The 13,365-nt window shown below is 64.1% G+C and carries 13 protein-coding genes; 6 read left to right on the forward strand and 7 right to left on the reverse strand.

The window, feature by feature from the left end:
- Nucleotides 1-34 precede the first annotated feature (34 nt).
- From fba to PCE31107_RS20590, 5 genes are all read right to left on the reverse strand, one after another.
- Nucleotides 35-1,099: a class II fructose-bisphosphate aldolase gene (fba, locus tag PCE31107_RS20570; protein WP_026131529.1), complete on the reverse strand. Its 1,065-nt coding sequence runs from the start codon at nucleotides 1,097-1,099 to the stop codon at nucleotides 35-37.
- 122 nt (nucleotides 1,100-1,221) lie between these two features.
- The gene (gene pyk, locus PCE31107_RS20575) at nucleotides 1,222-2,655 is read right to left on the reverse strand and encodes a pyruvate kinase (protein WP_130026682.1); all 1,434 of its coding nucleotides are present in this window, start codon (nucleotides 2,653-2,655) and stop codon (nucleotides 1,222-1,224) included.
- Nucleotides 2,656-2,888: 233 nt separating this feature from the next.
- Nucleotides 2,889-4,094: a phosphoglycerate kinase gene (locus PCE31107_RS20580; protein ID WP_150610492.1), complete on the reverse strand. Its 1,206-nt coding sequence runs from the start codon at nucleotides 4,092-4,094 to the stop codon at nucleotides 2,889-2,891.
- An 86-nt stretch (nucleotides 4,095-4,180) separates the two neighbouring features.
- Complete coding sequence (locus tag PCE31107_RS20585) at nucleotides 4,181-4,504, reverse strand: AzlD domain-containing protein (RefSeq protein WP_017231600.1); 324 nt, start codon at nucleotides 4,502-4,504, stop codon at nucleotides 4,181-4,183.
- The gene (locus PCE31107_RS20590) at nucleotides 4,501-5,286 is read right to left on the reverse strand and encodes an AzlC family ABC transporter permease (RefSeq protein WP_150610493.1); all 786 of its coding nucleotides are present in this window, start codon (nucleotides 5,284-5,286) and stop codon (nucleotides 4,501-4,503) included. The genes PCE31107_RS20585 and PCE31107_RS20590 overlap by 4 nt, the downstream gene beginning before the upstream one ends.
- A 455-nt stretch (nucleotides 5,287-5,741) precedes the next feature.
- Between PCE31107_RS20590 and PCE31107_RS20595 the strand changes: the two genes are divergently transcribed.
- The 5 genes from PCE31107_RS20595 (at nucleotide 5,742) to PCE31107_RS20615 (ending at nucleotide 9,310) form a co-directional block, all read left to right on the forward strand.
- The gene (locus tag PCE31107_RS20595; RefSeq protein WP_010808463.1) at nucleotides 5,742-5,939 is read left to right on the forward strand and encodes a zinc-finger domain-containing protein; all 198 of its coding nucleotides are present in this window, start codon (nucleotides 5,742-5,744) and stop codon (nucleotides 5,937-5,939) included.
- A gap of 106 nt (nucleotides 5,940-6,045) precedes the next feature.
- A complete protein-coding gene (gene waaF, locus PCE31107_RS20600) occupies nucleotides 6,046-7,071 on the forward strand; it encodes a lipopolysaccharide heptosyltransferase II (protein WP_130026684.1) in 1,026 nt (341 codons plus the stop codon).
- A 60-nt stretch (nucleotides 7,072-7,131) separates the two neighbouring features.
- Nucleotides 7,132-7,587 (forward strand): nuclear transport factor 2 family protein, encoded by a 456-nt coding sequence (locus PCE31107_RS20605; RefSeq protein ID WP_130026685.1) that lies wholly within the window; start codon nucleotides 7,132-7,134, stop codon nucleotides 7,585-7,587.
- Between the two features lie 16 nt (nucleotides 7,588-7,603).
- Nucleotides 7,604-8,635 carry a YheT family hydrolase gene (locus PCE31107_RS20610; RefSeq protein WP_130026686.1) on the forward strand — a complete coding sequence of 344 codons (1,032 nt, stop codon included), beginning with the start codon at nucleotides 7,604-7,606 and terminating at the stop codon, nucleotides 8,633-8,635.
- 9 nt (nucleotides 8,636-8,644) lie between these two features.
- On the forward strand, nucleotides 8,645-9,310 hold the full coding sequence (locus PCE31107_RS20615; protein ID WP_150610494.1) for a DUF2946 family protein: 666 nt from the start codon (nucleotides 8,645-8,647) through the stop codon (nucleotides 9,308-9,310).
- A gap of 12 nt (nucleotides 9,311-9,322) precedes the next feature.
- On the opposite strand, the gene PCE31107_RS20620 is transcribed toward PCE31107_RS20615, so the two are convergent.
- A complete protein-coding gene (locus tag PCE31107_RS20620; RefSeq protein ID WP_130026687.1) occupies nucleotides 9,323-10,546 on the reverse strand; it encodes an MFS transporter in 1,224 nt (407 codons plus the stop codon).
- Between the two features lie 372 nt (nucleotides 10,547-10,918).
- The gene (locus PCE31107_RS20625) at nucleotides 10,919-12,493 is read right to left on the reverse strand and encodes a M48 family metalloprotease (RefSeq protein WP_246181912.1); all 1,575 of its coding nucleotides are present in this window, start codon (nucleotides 12,491-12,493) and stop codon (nucleotides 10,919-10,921) included.
- A gap of 317 nt (nucleotides 12,494-12,810) precedes the next feature.
- Between PCE31107_RS20625 and moaC the strand changes: the two genes are divergently transcribed.
- On the forward strand, nucleotides 12,811-13,290 hold the full coding sequence (moaC, locus tag PCE31107_RS20630; RefSeq protein WP_130026690.1) for a cyclic pyranopterin monophosphate synthase MoaC: 480 nt from the start codon (nucleotides 12,811-12,813) through the stop codon (nucleotides 13,288-13,290).
- The last annotated feature ends 75 nt before the right edge of the window (nucleotides 13,291-13,365 follow it).

Consider the following 13,365-nt stretch of genomic DNA (forward strand, 5'->3'; position numbering starts at 1 on the left):
CGGGACAAGCCCGGCATGGCGATGATGCGTGCGATTACTTCACGATCTGCGAGAGGTCGCCGCTCTTGTACTTTTCGGCCATCTTCTCAAGCGCAACCGGCTTGATCTTGCCAGCCTGACCTTCGCAACCGAACGACAGATAGCGCGCCTTGCAAACCAGCTTGGCGGCTTCGCGGGCCGGCTTGAGGTAGTCGCGCGGGTCGAACTTGCTCGGGTTTTCGAACAGATAGCGACGGATCGCGCCGGTCATGGCCAGACGGATGTCGGTATCGATGTTGATCTTGCGCACGCCGTGCTTGATGCCTTCGACGATCTCTTCGACCGGCACGCCGTAGGTTTCCTTCATGTCGCCGCCGAATTCACGGATCTCGGCGAGCAGTTCCTGCGGCACCGACGACGAACCGTGCATCACGAGGTGGGTGTTCGGAATGCGGCGGTGGATTTCCTTGATGCGGTCGATGGCGAGAATGTCGCCCGTCGGCTTGCGGCTGAACTTGTAAGCGCCGTGCGAGGTGCCGATGGCAATGGCCAGCGCGTCGCATTGCGTCTGGTTCACGAAGTCGGCGGCCTGATCGGGGTCGGTCAGCAGTTGCTCGCGGGTCATCGTGCCGTCGGCGCCGTGGCCGTCTTCCTTGTCGCCCTTCATCGTTTCGAGCGAACCCAGCACACCCAGCTCAGCTTCCACCGTCACGCCGATGTAGTGCGAGAACTCGACCACCTTCTTCGACACTTCGACGTTGTACTCGTAGCTGGCGACCGACTTGCCGTCGGCTTCGAGCGAGCCGTCCATCATCACGCTCGAGAAGCCGCTCTTGATGGCGGCCATGCACACGGCCGGCGACTGGCCGTGATCCTGGTGCATCACCACCGGGATATGCGGATACGCTTCCACGGCCGCCGAGATCAAGTGACGCAGGAACGCTTCGCCAGCGTACTTGCGAGCACCTGCCGAGGCCTGCATGATGACCGGCGCGCCGACTTCGTCGGCGGCGGCCATGATGGCGGAAACCTGCTCCAGGTTGTTGACGTTGAAGGCCGGCAGACCGTAGCCGTTTTCGGCGGCATGGTCGAGCAGCTGTCGCATAGAGACTAGGGGCATGATGTTCTCCTTGGAATCACAAAACTAAGCAAATCTTTCCTCGATCCAGAGGTGCCCCTGATGACGACGGCTCGCGGGCGGCGCGGCGTTGGCGCCTTGCCGCACTCGCGCGGCCTCCTTCGTCATGCCAGGCCCACCTGGACGATTTTCAGCGTATTGGTACCGCCGGGTTGTCCCATCGGCTCGCCCACGGTCAGCACGATCGTGTCGCCGCGCTTGACCACCCCGCGCGAGAGCAGCAGTTGCTCGGCTTGCTTGAGCGCGTGATCGCGGTCGAGCGTGGCGTCGGCACGCATCGCGTAGACGTTGCGGTACAGGGCCAGCTTGCGATGGCTGCCGAGCTGCGAGGTCAGCGCAAAAATCGGCACATGGATCTTGTGGCGGGACAGCCACAACGCGGTCGCGCCCGATTCGGTCAGCGCCACGATGGCTTTCGCGCCAAGATGATACGCGGTAAACAAGGCGCCGGCCGCAATCGTTTGATCGATGCGCGTAAAAGTCTGGTCGAGCCAGTCGCGATCGAGTTCCACCATCTCCGAGCGCTCGGCTTCGACGCAGATCGCCGCCATCGCCTCGATGGTCTCCACCGGATACTTGCCCGCCGCGCTCTCGGCCGAGAGCATCACGGCGTCGGTACCATCGAGCACGGCGTTGGCGACGTCCGAGACTTCGGCACGGGTCGGCACCGGATTGTGGATCATCGACTCCATCATCTGCGTGGCCGTGATGGTGGTCTTGTTCATCTCGCGCGCCAGCTTGATCATGCGCTTCTGCAGCCCCGGCACCGCGGCATTGCCCACTTCGATCGCCAGATCGCCGCGTGCGACCATGATGCAGTCCGATGCCGCCAGAATCTCTTCGAGCGCCGGAATGGCTTCCGCCCGCTCGATCTTGGCGATCATCAGCGGCTTGATGCCATACGGCTCACCGGCCACATTGGCCAGACGGCGCGCCATTTCCATGTCGGTGGCGTTCTTCGGGAAGGAGACCGCGACGTAATCGGCGCCCAGCGCCATCGCGGTCTTGATGTCTTCCATGTCCTTGGCCGTGAGCGCCGGCGCCGTCAGCCCGCCGCCCTGGCGGTTGATGCCCTTGTTGTTCGACAGGTCGCCGCCGACCTTCACGGTCGTGTGGATCTCGTTGCCGAGCACGCGATCGACGATCAGCACGATCAGGCCGTCGTTGAGCAGCAGCACGTCGCCCGTACGCACGTCGCGCGGCAGTTCCTTGTAGTCCAGCCCGACGCGCTCTTCGTTCCCGACTTCGCAATCGGCATCCAGGATGAACTTCGCGCCCGCCTCGAGCGTGGCCTTGCCGTTCTCGAACTTGCCGACGCGAATCTTCGGACCCTGGAGGTCGGCCATGATGGCCACTTCGCGGCCGGCCGCCTTGGCGGCCGCGCGCACCATCTCGGCGCGCTCGATGTGGTCCTGCGCCTTGCCGTGCGAGAAATTCAGGCGAACGACATCGACGCCGGCGGCGATCATGCGCGAGAGCACTTCCGGCGTGCTCGATGCCGGACCGATGGTGGCGACGATCTTGGTGGAGCGGTTCATTACATCCATCTCTTCATCCTCTTTGGGTAACAGCGCATTCGACATGTCTGGCGCTTAGCGATTTGTAGCGCATTTAGGCCGCCACAGGTTAACCAAAAAGTTCGTATTGTCCGTACGAAATCGTTTGATTCGATCTTAGATGTTCGCAATAAACCGGTCGAAACGGCTCCGTTCGCGCCCGTCGTCGACCGGCAAACCGGCCTGCGAGCCCCGCTGCACCTGGCGCTGCGCGATCAGTTGACCTCGCTGGCGCGTTGTTGCAGTACGTCGACGGCCGGCAGTGTCTTGCCTTCGAGGAATTCGAGGAACGCGCCGCCACCGGTCGAGATATAGCTGACCTGGTCGGCAATACCGTACTTGGCGATGGCGGCGAGCGTATCGCCCCCCCCGGCGATCGAGAAGCCCTTGGCGGCGGCAATCGCGCGCGCCAGCGTCTCGGTACCGTGCCCGAACTGATCGAATTCGAACACGCCCACCGGGCCGTTCCACACAATCGTGCCCGCGCCCGCCAGTTGCTCGGCCAGCTTGGCAGCCGTTTGCGGACCGATGTCGAGAATCATGTCGTCGGCGGCCACATCGCTGGCGGCCTTCACCGTTGCCTCAGCCGTCGCGCTGAATTCCTTGGCGCATACGACGTCCGTCGGAATCGGCACCGAGGCCCCACGCGCGGCCATCGCGTCGATGATCGAACGGGCCTGCCCGACCAGATCGGCTTCGGCGAGCGACTTGCCGATCGGCAGGCCGGCGGCCAGCATGAACGTGTTGGCAATGCCGCCGCCCACGATCAGGTGGTCGACCTTGTCGGCCAGCGACTGCAGAATGGTGAGCTTGGTCGAGACCTTGGAGCCGGCTACGATGGCCACGAGCGGGCGAGCCGGGGCGTTCAGCGCCTTGCCGAGCGCTTCGAGTTCGGCGGCGAGCAGCGGGCCGGCACAGGCGACCGGCGCATACTTGGCGATGCCGTGCGTCGTGGCTTCGGCGCGGTGGGCGGTGCCGAACGCGTCGTTCACGTACACGTCGCACAGCGCGGCCATCTTCCGCGCCAGCTCGTCGTTGTCCTTCTTCTCGCCCTTGTTGACGCGGCAGTTCTCCAGCAGCACGACCGTGCCCGGCGCCACCTCAAAACCGCCGTCGACCCAGTTGGCGATCAGCTTCACCTCGCGGCCCAGCAGTTCGGACAGGCGTTGCGCAACCGGTGCAAGCGAGTCGGCGGACTTGAATTCGCCTTCCGTCGGACGGCCCAGATGCGACGTGACCATGACGGCCGCACCGGCGTCGAGCGCCATCTGGATGGCCGGCACCGAGGCGCGGATACGCGTGTCTTCCGTGATGCGGCCCGCATCGTCTTGCGGCACGTTCATATCGGCGCGGATGAAGACACGTTTGCCTGCCAGGCGACCCTGGGCGATCAAATCGGAAAGACGTACGACGGAAGCCATGAGAATCCGGAATAAATGGTGGGAAAAACGTGCATTTTAACTGATCCGCCTGTCCAGATGCCCATTTTGGCCGACGAGGGTTCCGCCTACAGGAACAGACGGCAGAGCGTGTAGACGGCCATGCCGACGACAATCATCTCGATCATGTTGCGTCGCCAGACGAACCAGCCGGTGGCGGCCACGGCCGCGGCCAGCTTGGGATTGTGCAGATGCAGCGAGAACTGGTGATCGAGCAGCAGCACCTCGGGCACCACGATGACGGCGAGCGCCGCCGCCGGCGCATAGCGCAGCGCGCGTTGCAGGCGCTGCGGCAGCGTCACGCGGTCTCCCGCGAGCAGAAAGAACGTGCGCGTGACGATGGTGATGGCCGTCATCGCCACGAAGGAGAGCCAGATTTCGACCGTACTCATGAGCGACGCTCTCCCGAACGACTGGGCTGGGCGCCGTCGCGCGCAGCCGCGGGGGGATTCGCCTGCGCGAGCCGCTTCGCCTGACGCGCCGAAAGTTCGTCGCAAACCATGCCGGCGGCGAGCGCGCCGACCACCCCGAGCACGAGATTGAGCCGATAAGGCAAATCGAAGGCGAGCAGGCCGAGGACCGATGCCAGGGTGACCGCCAGCATCGTCGAGCGACTGGAGATCGTGTGAACCATCATCGGAATGAGGGCGAGCGTGCCCGCGAAGGCGAGGCCCCAGCTATCCGGCACGAGCGCGCCGAGCAGAATGCCGAGAATCGACGACACGTGCCAGACCGCCCAATTGCTGAGCGTGATGCCGTAGTAGGTCCCCTCCTTGCCCGGGACATAGCCGCTCGCGAACTTCTGGTTCATGAACATCACGAATCCGAGGTCGCCATTGACGTACCCGAGCACGATGCGACGCGGCAGCGACAAATAAGAGAAATGCGGCTGGAGCGCGGCGCTGAAGATCACAAAGCGCAGATTGACGATGCCGACCGTGAGCAGAATCGTCCACAACGGCATGCCGGCGGCGAACAGCGGCAACGAGGCCAACTGGGCCGATCCGGCGTAGAGCATCAGGCTCATGCCGATGGCCTGGGGCACCGTCAGTATCGATTTGCCCATGGCGACCCCGGTCACGAGTCCCCACGAGAAGATGGCAGGCAACAGCGGCGAAATAATGCGGAAACCGGCCCTGAACCCGTCACGTTCAGCGGCTGGCAGACGAAGCATTGGCATGGTCGGCTTGGGGGGCGAGCACCGAGCCGTTCGGCGCAGTGTCTGGCATTGCGGGGCAAAGCGGTCCCGACGGCGCCCGGCACGCCCATGATGACCGCTGGCGGTCACAGCGCCCGCCAGGGTTGCCGGAGTGTCTCCTGAATATCGTCATCGTTGGCGGCGAGCGTCAGGCCATTATAGCCAGGGTAAATATTTACTTACTACGTCGAAAGCGCATATCCAGGCGTTTTTGCGAGGGCAACGGACGAGGTGTCGCGTACGCGCCACGCGGGGCTTCGACGGTGACAAGAACGGGCATGCGTCGCGGCTGCGGGCGCTGCGAGCCATCCGCAAAGGGCCGTGGCTGCTTTACAATAGCGACTTTTGGTAAGCGTGCGGGCGACGGCTTTGTCCTTTGCACCGGCCATGCAATCCCCAATAGTCCGAATACCCATCACGGTCCGAACCCCATGAGCGAAGTCAAACAAATGCCGGTCGTCGAAGTCGGCGCTGAAGATCTGCCGGTCCATTGCCCGAATCCGAAGATGGAAGCCTGGAGCGCCCATCCGCGCGTGTTCATCGATGTGACGCATGGCGAAGCGGCCTGTCCGTACTGCGGCACGCGTTATCGCGTGAAGGCCGGGGTCGTGCTCAAGGGTCACCACTGAGCCGGCTGCCGTTGCTCCAACCGGGCGCAGCCGCCTGCGGTTGCGCTGTACCGCCGGTTGACTGTCCGCATCTTCGCAACGCTTAACGTTTAGAGTCTCCGCCACGATGCATAAAGCCTTGGTGATCGCCCCCAACTGGATTGGGGACGCGCTGATGGCGCAGCCGTTGTTCACCCTGCTCAAGCGCCTGCATCCGCGTCTGACCATCGACGCGATCGCGCCCAGCTGGGTCGCCCCGGTGCTGGAACGCATGCCGGAGATTTCGCGCGTCGTCGCCACCGACCTCGCGCACGGCAAGTTGCAGCCGCTGGAGCGCTACCGGCTCGCGAGCGTACTCGCCGACGAGGGGTACGACGCCGCCTATGTGCTGCCGAACTCGCTGAAGTCGTCGCTGATTCCGTGGCTGGCGCGCATTCCGTTGCGCATTGGTTACAAGGGCGAGCAGCGCTACGGTCTGCTCAACGTGCGCCACGCCAATCCGCGCAAAGACGAGCGGCCGCCCATGGTGCGGCACTACGCTGCGCTCGCGTTCGCACCCGGGGCCAAGTTGCCCGATGCCCTGCCCACGCCTCGCATCGACGCCGACCTGAACGAGTCGGCGCGTGTCTTCGCGCGCTTCGGCCTCGATCTGCGCGTACCGCTCGTCGTGTTCTGCCCGGGTGCTGAATTCGGACCGGCCAAGCGCTGGCCGCCGGGCCATTTCGCGCAGTTGGCTCAGTTGGTTCGCCGCTCGTTCCCATATGCGCAGATCATTGCGCTCGGCTCGGGCAAGGACGGTGCGCTCGCGCAGCAGATCGCCGCCGATGCGCCGTTCGTGCGCAACCTGTGTGGACAGACGTCGCTGGCCGAGGCGTGCGCGCTGCTGGCCCGCGCCAATGCGGTGGTGAGCAACGACTCGGGCCTGATGCATGTGACGGCCGCATTGCGCCGCCCGCAGATTGCCCTGTTCGGTTCGTCCGATCCGCGCCACACACCGCCGCTGTCCGACCAGGCGCATATCCTGTGGCTACAATTGGAGTGCAGCCCGTGTTTTGCCCGCGAATGCCCGTTGGGCCATACACGCTGCCTCAATGAGCTGATGCCCGAGCACGTGTTCGCGAATGTGCGCAACATCCTGCTCACGCAGCGCTGATGTAGTTCATGGCAGCGGCGCGTTCAGCTCGATTCAGGTAACACTCAACGGTAAATCCACATGCCACGTTTTGTCCGTCTGTTCGATGCCGCCAGTGAAACCATCACGGCCTTTTACGATGCACTGCGCCGTGGGCAGACGGATCGCGCCATGTCAATGTGGGCTAACGAGGATTTCGTCAGCTACATTCGCGCCGACGGCACCCGCTGGGACGGTCTGGAGCAGATCCGCAACGGTCTGGTCGCCCAGTTCGCGCAAAGCGTAGTGCTCATCGACTCGCTGGATACGACCGAGTACGACACCGTTGGCACGGTCGTGCACACGGCGACCGAAGCGATGCGCGTCGGCAAGGAAGACGCCGGCCAGACGACCGCCCAGCTCATCCACACGACTTACGTGCTGGTGCACGAGCAGGGCGACTGGCGCTTCGCCCATATCCACTCCAGCCCGTTGCCGCCGCATGCTGTCGAGCAGTTCAGCCTGATGATGCACGCGCGTCCGGACGGGCTGCACTGAGCGCGACGGTACGACGATGACGGCGCGCCCCGCGACGTTCCTTCCCCTGGATTACCGGCCACCGCGGTGGCTGCCCGACGGGCATAGTCAGACGATCTACCCGGCGCTGCTGGGTCGACGCCCATGCGTCGAATTCCGTCGCGAAACGTGGGACACGCCCGACGGCGACTTCGTCGATGTCGACTGGCTGGTTGCCCCGCCCGCGGCGCAGAAAGCCCCGCCCGCGCCCGAAGGGCTGGTGGAGACACCGCTCATCGTGCTCTTCCATGGACTGGAGGGTGGGTCCGGCAGCCACTACGCCCGCACCCTGATGCGCGAAGTCGAAGCGCAGGGGTGGCGCGGCGTGATTCCCCACTTCCGCAGTTGCAGCGGCCGCATGAACCGCGCGCCGCGCTTTTATCACTCCGGTGACAGTACCGAGGTCGACTGGATGCTGCGACGGTTGCGTGCGAACGCGTCGGGCCCGATTTTTGCGGCGGGCGTGTCGCTGGGCGGCAATGTGCTGCTGCGCTGGCTTGGCGAGCGCGAGGGGCACGCGGCGCAGGTGGTGAGCGCCGCGTGTGCGATTTCTGCGCCGCTCGATCTGCGGGCGGGCGGACTGGCGCTCTCGCACGGGTTTAACATGGTGTACACGCGCAATTTCCTGGGCACACTCAAGAAGAAGGCGCTCGCGAAGCTCGACCAATACCCCGGGCTGTACGACCGCGATCGGATGATGGCCGCGCGCGATCTCGGCGAATTCGATCATGTGGTGACGGCCCCCTTGCATGGTTATCACAGCGCCTTCGACTATTACACGCGTGCGTCGAGCAAGCCGATTCTGCCGGCCATCGAAGTGCCGACGCTGGTCATCAATGCCCGCAACGACCCGTTCCAGCCGGCCAATGTGTTGCCGGGCGAAGACGACGTCGGTCGCCACGTGCGGCTCCTGCAGCCGGTGCACGGCGGACACGTCGGCTTCATGAGTGGGCCGTTTCCGGGCGGCATGACGTGGATGCCGCATACGGTCATCGACTACTTCCGTCAATTTTTGCCGACTCCGGCCTAAGGGTGCCCCATGGATGAGATCGTTCGACAGGCGATGGCCAAGTGGCCCAACGTGCCGCATTGCTACGGCTGGCTCGCCCTCGACCGGCGCGGACAGTGGCGCATGCGAGACGAAGCGGCGCAGGCGGCGGGCACGGCTGGCGATCCGATTCGCCATGCGGCGCTGCTGGCGTTCATCGCACGCAACTACGCCAGCGACGACGCCGGGCGATGGTATTTCCAGAACGGCCCGCAACGCGTGTACGTTGCGCTGGCGTATGCCCCGTTCGTGGTGCGGCTGACATGGAATGCGATGGCGAACGACGGTCGCGGCGCGCCGGTATTGACGGACCAGCTGGGCCACGCGTTCGTGCCGCAGGCATGTCTGCTCGACGAGGACGGCAACGTCGCGTTCGTGGGGGCGGTGTCTGGAGCCGAAGGGGATGGGAGATCGACGCCAAACGCGCCGCTCGCGTTGCTGCACGATCACGACATCGATCTGCTCACGCAGGTGTCCGATCTGGCTCAGGCCTTCGAGATTGCACAGACATCGGACGATACGGCCGACGCCAAGGGCGCCGTGCGTCTGCATTGGCGCAACGGCGACTCGCTCCCGTTCGCGACGGTTCATGCGGGTACCCTGCCGCACACTTATGGGTTCGAGCGCACCCCGCAGGCCGACGACCAATCGGCGTGAGTCATTGCGCCCTTACGCCGCGACATCTTGGCGCACTGTCGCGGGCTCGCCAAATGCATCGGGATATCGATTCGTATAGAAGCGCTCAACGCCATCGCCAGCATCATTCTCGCTGAGCAATTTCCACGGTTCACGCGCGAGACACGACGCCAATCCGGCGATGCAGACCAGCCCGCCGTACAACCACCATCTCCCACTCATGCTGCCCAAGGCGTTCGAGGCGCCGTAAAGTGCGAATGACAGCATGCTCGCCATCTGCCCCGTCAGCAGCGTTGCGCTCGCGACTCTAACGCGCACGGAAGATGGCATCGCAATCACCCGCCGATCGATGCCGTTCATGGACAGACACGCCCCGAATGCACCGGCCGACATCAAGCACCCACCCAGTGCGACAACGGAATAGACAGCCGTTGCCACGGCAAGACTAGCGCCCAGCGCCGCCCATATCGCAATGTAACCAAGCCTGTGTTGCAGTGCGCCGGAGAGGATGGGGTGAAAAACAACAACCCCCGCAATCGATCCGACGACGAATGCGGCAATCAACCAACCGACCTGCGCGTCCGGTAGTGTCGCGTTTTGAACCAGTTGAGGAATCAGCATCGGAACGATCCCTGCCGTCGCGATAACCAGCAACATGTCGCAGAGCGTGAAGAAGCGTTCCGCCGGCAACCGGATTTTCAGTGTAAATCCAGCAAACGCACCACGAAACCATGTTCTCGCGGGGGCCGGTGCTGACGTCCCGATCCGGGACAACGAAGGCAGTACTGGAAGTCGTGACAGCAGGGGCAGTAAAGCGCCCCCGAACAATGCAACACACCACAAAGCGTATTGGTGAGTGGTGAGTAGTAAGGCGGCTCCGGCGAACAATGGCCCGATAATACGACCGAGATTGACCGTAACCCGCTTCAGGCGAAACGCGGATAACACGCGCGCTTTCTCGACAAGCTCCGCGGGGTAGATGCTAAGTAGCGGTTGTAAGACCGCGAAGGCGGCGACCGCCGCCATGTCATTCACTATCCAAAAAGTGACACTGTGCGTTGCGCTCGCAATCGCCAGCCGCGACATGCCGCATAGCACGATGATCAAACATGCCCAGCGCAGGACCTTGCTGCGAGACAACCGCTCAGTCCATGATGCCGCCATGGGCAGCGCGATGAAGGCGCTCGTGGCGAGCGCTATCTCGTACGCCACGACGCCCGCGGTACCGAAGCGGCCGAGCAATACGATGGGGACCATTGCGTTCCACATGCCTAAGTAGGCCGCAAGGAGAAAATCCAACGACAGGTAAACGCGGAATGGGGACACGGTGCGAGGTGAGAGAGCAACCACGACCGAACGTCGGCCGTGGCAGCCCTTAGGCGAGTATTAGTGGGCGGCTAAGAAAAGTTCGCAGCGGAATCGCGCTGCGAAGCGAGCGCGGCACCGACTCGCCATACTGGCCAATCGAAGTGTTGTATGCAATGGGGGGCATCAGAATCCCGAATGGGAAAAGTCAGATGTTCCAAGTTCACTTCGCCAATTCCACATGCCAGGCGCTTTCCGAGAACTTAAACGCGACGGCGCGATTCGCGCGCGAAAAAGTGTACGCAGCTTTGCAGCACGTGCCGCTTATCCGGCCAGTTTGCCGAAGTCCTTCTCGTCTTCCTTGTCGTCCTTGTAGCGGCGCTGGAACTCGTGAAGACGCGCGTCGATGACCGACATCTCGTAAAAGCTGGCATCGCCGGCCTCGCGCGCGAGCTTCAACTGGCTGACGGCCGCCATCCACTGCCCTTGCAGCGCATATTGTTCCGCCAACGCTTCGTGCTGACGCGCCCGCTTGCCGGACGCGGCCAATGCCCCTGCCAGCGCCCGCCACCAGATGGGCTCGCTCCGGTAGCGCTCGACCTGCGCTTGCAGGAACTTCGTCGCGTCGGGAATCCGTTGACTGGCGACCAAGGCGTCGGCATAAGCCATATCGGCGGCCTGCGAGAGTGGGAACGCGGCACGCGCCTGCGCGGCGACGCGCAAGGCTTCGTCCGGCTGACCCGACAAGCGCGCGATATCCGACGCCAGCACCGCCAGACTCGGCGTGCCCGGCCCCGTGCCGCCGAAGGCCGCACGCGACTTCTCCAGCGCCTCGCGCGCCGGCACCCAGCGACGCTGCTTGAACTCGGCCAGCGCCACCGCGTACCACGCCGCCGCCACATTCGATGTGGTCTGCGTGCGGATCGCTGTGCGTTGCGCGTCGGCGATCGCCGCGTAATCGCTTGCGGACTTCTGCTGCAAGACGAGCGAGCGCGCCCGCACAAACGCATATTCGGGCGACTGCACAGGCTGACGATAAGCGGCAGTGCGCGAGCGATTGAGCATGTCGGCGATGCGATCCGTCGTCAGCGGGTGAGTCCGGACATACTCCGGTACGCCGGCTTCGTTGATCGAATCCGCCCGTTGCAGACGCTCGAAGAAGGTCGGCATCGCGTACGTGTCGAAGCCCGCCGCCTGGAGCAACTGGAAGCCGACCCGATCGGCCTCGCGTTCCGCATCGCGCGAAAAACGCAGTTGCCGGTCGACGGCAAGGCCTTGCCCGCCCATTGCGATCCCCATGCCGAGATCCGGGCTACGCGCCCCAATGCCGGCGAGCAGACCGAGCAGCATGCCGCCGAGGGCAATCCACGAGTTCTGGGCCTGTTGCCCGAGCATGCGCGCGATGTGATGTTGCAGAACGTGCCCCGTCTCATGGCCGATCACCGAGGCGAGTTCCGACTCGGTGCGAGTGGCGACGATCAGTCCCGTGTTGATGCCGATGAAGCCCCCCGGCAGCGAGAAGGCGTTGATGCTTGAATCGCGCACCACGAAGAATTCGAAACTCTGGCTGGCGTCGAGCCCCACTTTGCGAGTGGCCGCCACGAGCTTGCCACCCAAGGCATTGACGTAGTCGGAGAGCAGCAAATCCGACAGGTAATCGGGATCGGCGCGAATCTCCCGCATCACCCGCTCGCCCAGCTTGTGCTCCATCGCGGGAGACAAGTCGGCGGCGGAACTCTGGCCGAGCGACGGGAGCGACTGCGCGGCCGCCTGCGTGGGCACGACGACGGCCGCGAACGTCATCGCCGTCATGACCGGCAGCATGGCGAACGCGAGCACACGCCGCCAGCGCACGACGTTGCGCTCGCGCGGAATCGGCTGAGCAGAGGGTTTCGACATGGCGGTCATGCGCACCGTGCGCCCGACAGGCACCACGGAGAAGGCGACGGGAGCGGGCGACGCATGGGAATCCTGTCGGACATGCCGAGGGCAGCGCGCAACGAACGTAACGAACGCGTCATGGAAATGGGCGCCGCGTGGCGCTGATCATACGGGGCTGCTGCTATGATAGCAGCCAGACGTAGACGTTCCGCGGCATCGCCAGAACGTCTTCGATACCGTCAAAATACATCCGAAACACCGCCAAACTTTCGGTCGCGAAAGGCGCTCGCGTGTCCGATGCCGGCACTTTTGCAACCTCTTTTCAGCATCGACTCATGGCAGAACTCACCCATTTCGACACCGCCGGTCAGGCCCACATGGTTGATGTCGGCGGCAAGGACAGCACGCATCGTATCGCCGTGGCGCGCGGCACCATTCAGATGAAGCCGGAAACGCTGGCGCTGATTCGCACCGGCACGGCCAAGAAGGGTGACGTACTGGGCATCGCTCGCATTGCGGCCATCCAAGGTGCCAAGCGCACCGCCGATCTGATTCCGCTGTGTCATCCGCTCGCGCTTACGCGTGTGACGGTCGAGTTTCTGGTGGACGACGGCGCGAACGCCGTACACTGCCGCGCGCAGGTCGAAACCATCGGCCGTACGGGGGTGGAAATGGAAGCGCTCACCGCGGTTCAAGTCGGCCTGCTGACGATCTACGACATGTGCAAGGCCGTCGATCGCGGCATGACGATCACCGATGTGCGCGTGCTGGAGAAGCACGGCGGGAAGTCGGGCGATTGGGTGGCGCAGGACTAAGCCAGCGACGCGCCACGCGCCACTCGACCCCCGATGCTCAAGACGGCGTGCCCGCTATGCGGGCCGCCCCATCAA

The organism is Pandoraea cepalis (genome assembly GCF_902459625.1).
Classification (GTDB): Bacteria; Pseudomonadota; Gammaproteobacteria; order Burkholderiales; family Burkholderiaceae; genus Pandoraea; species Pandoraea cepalis.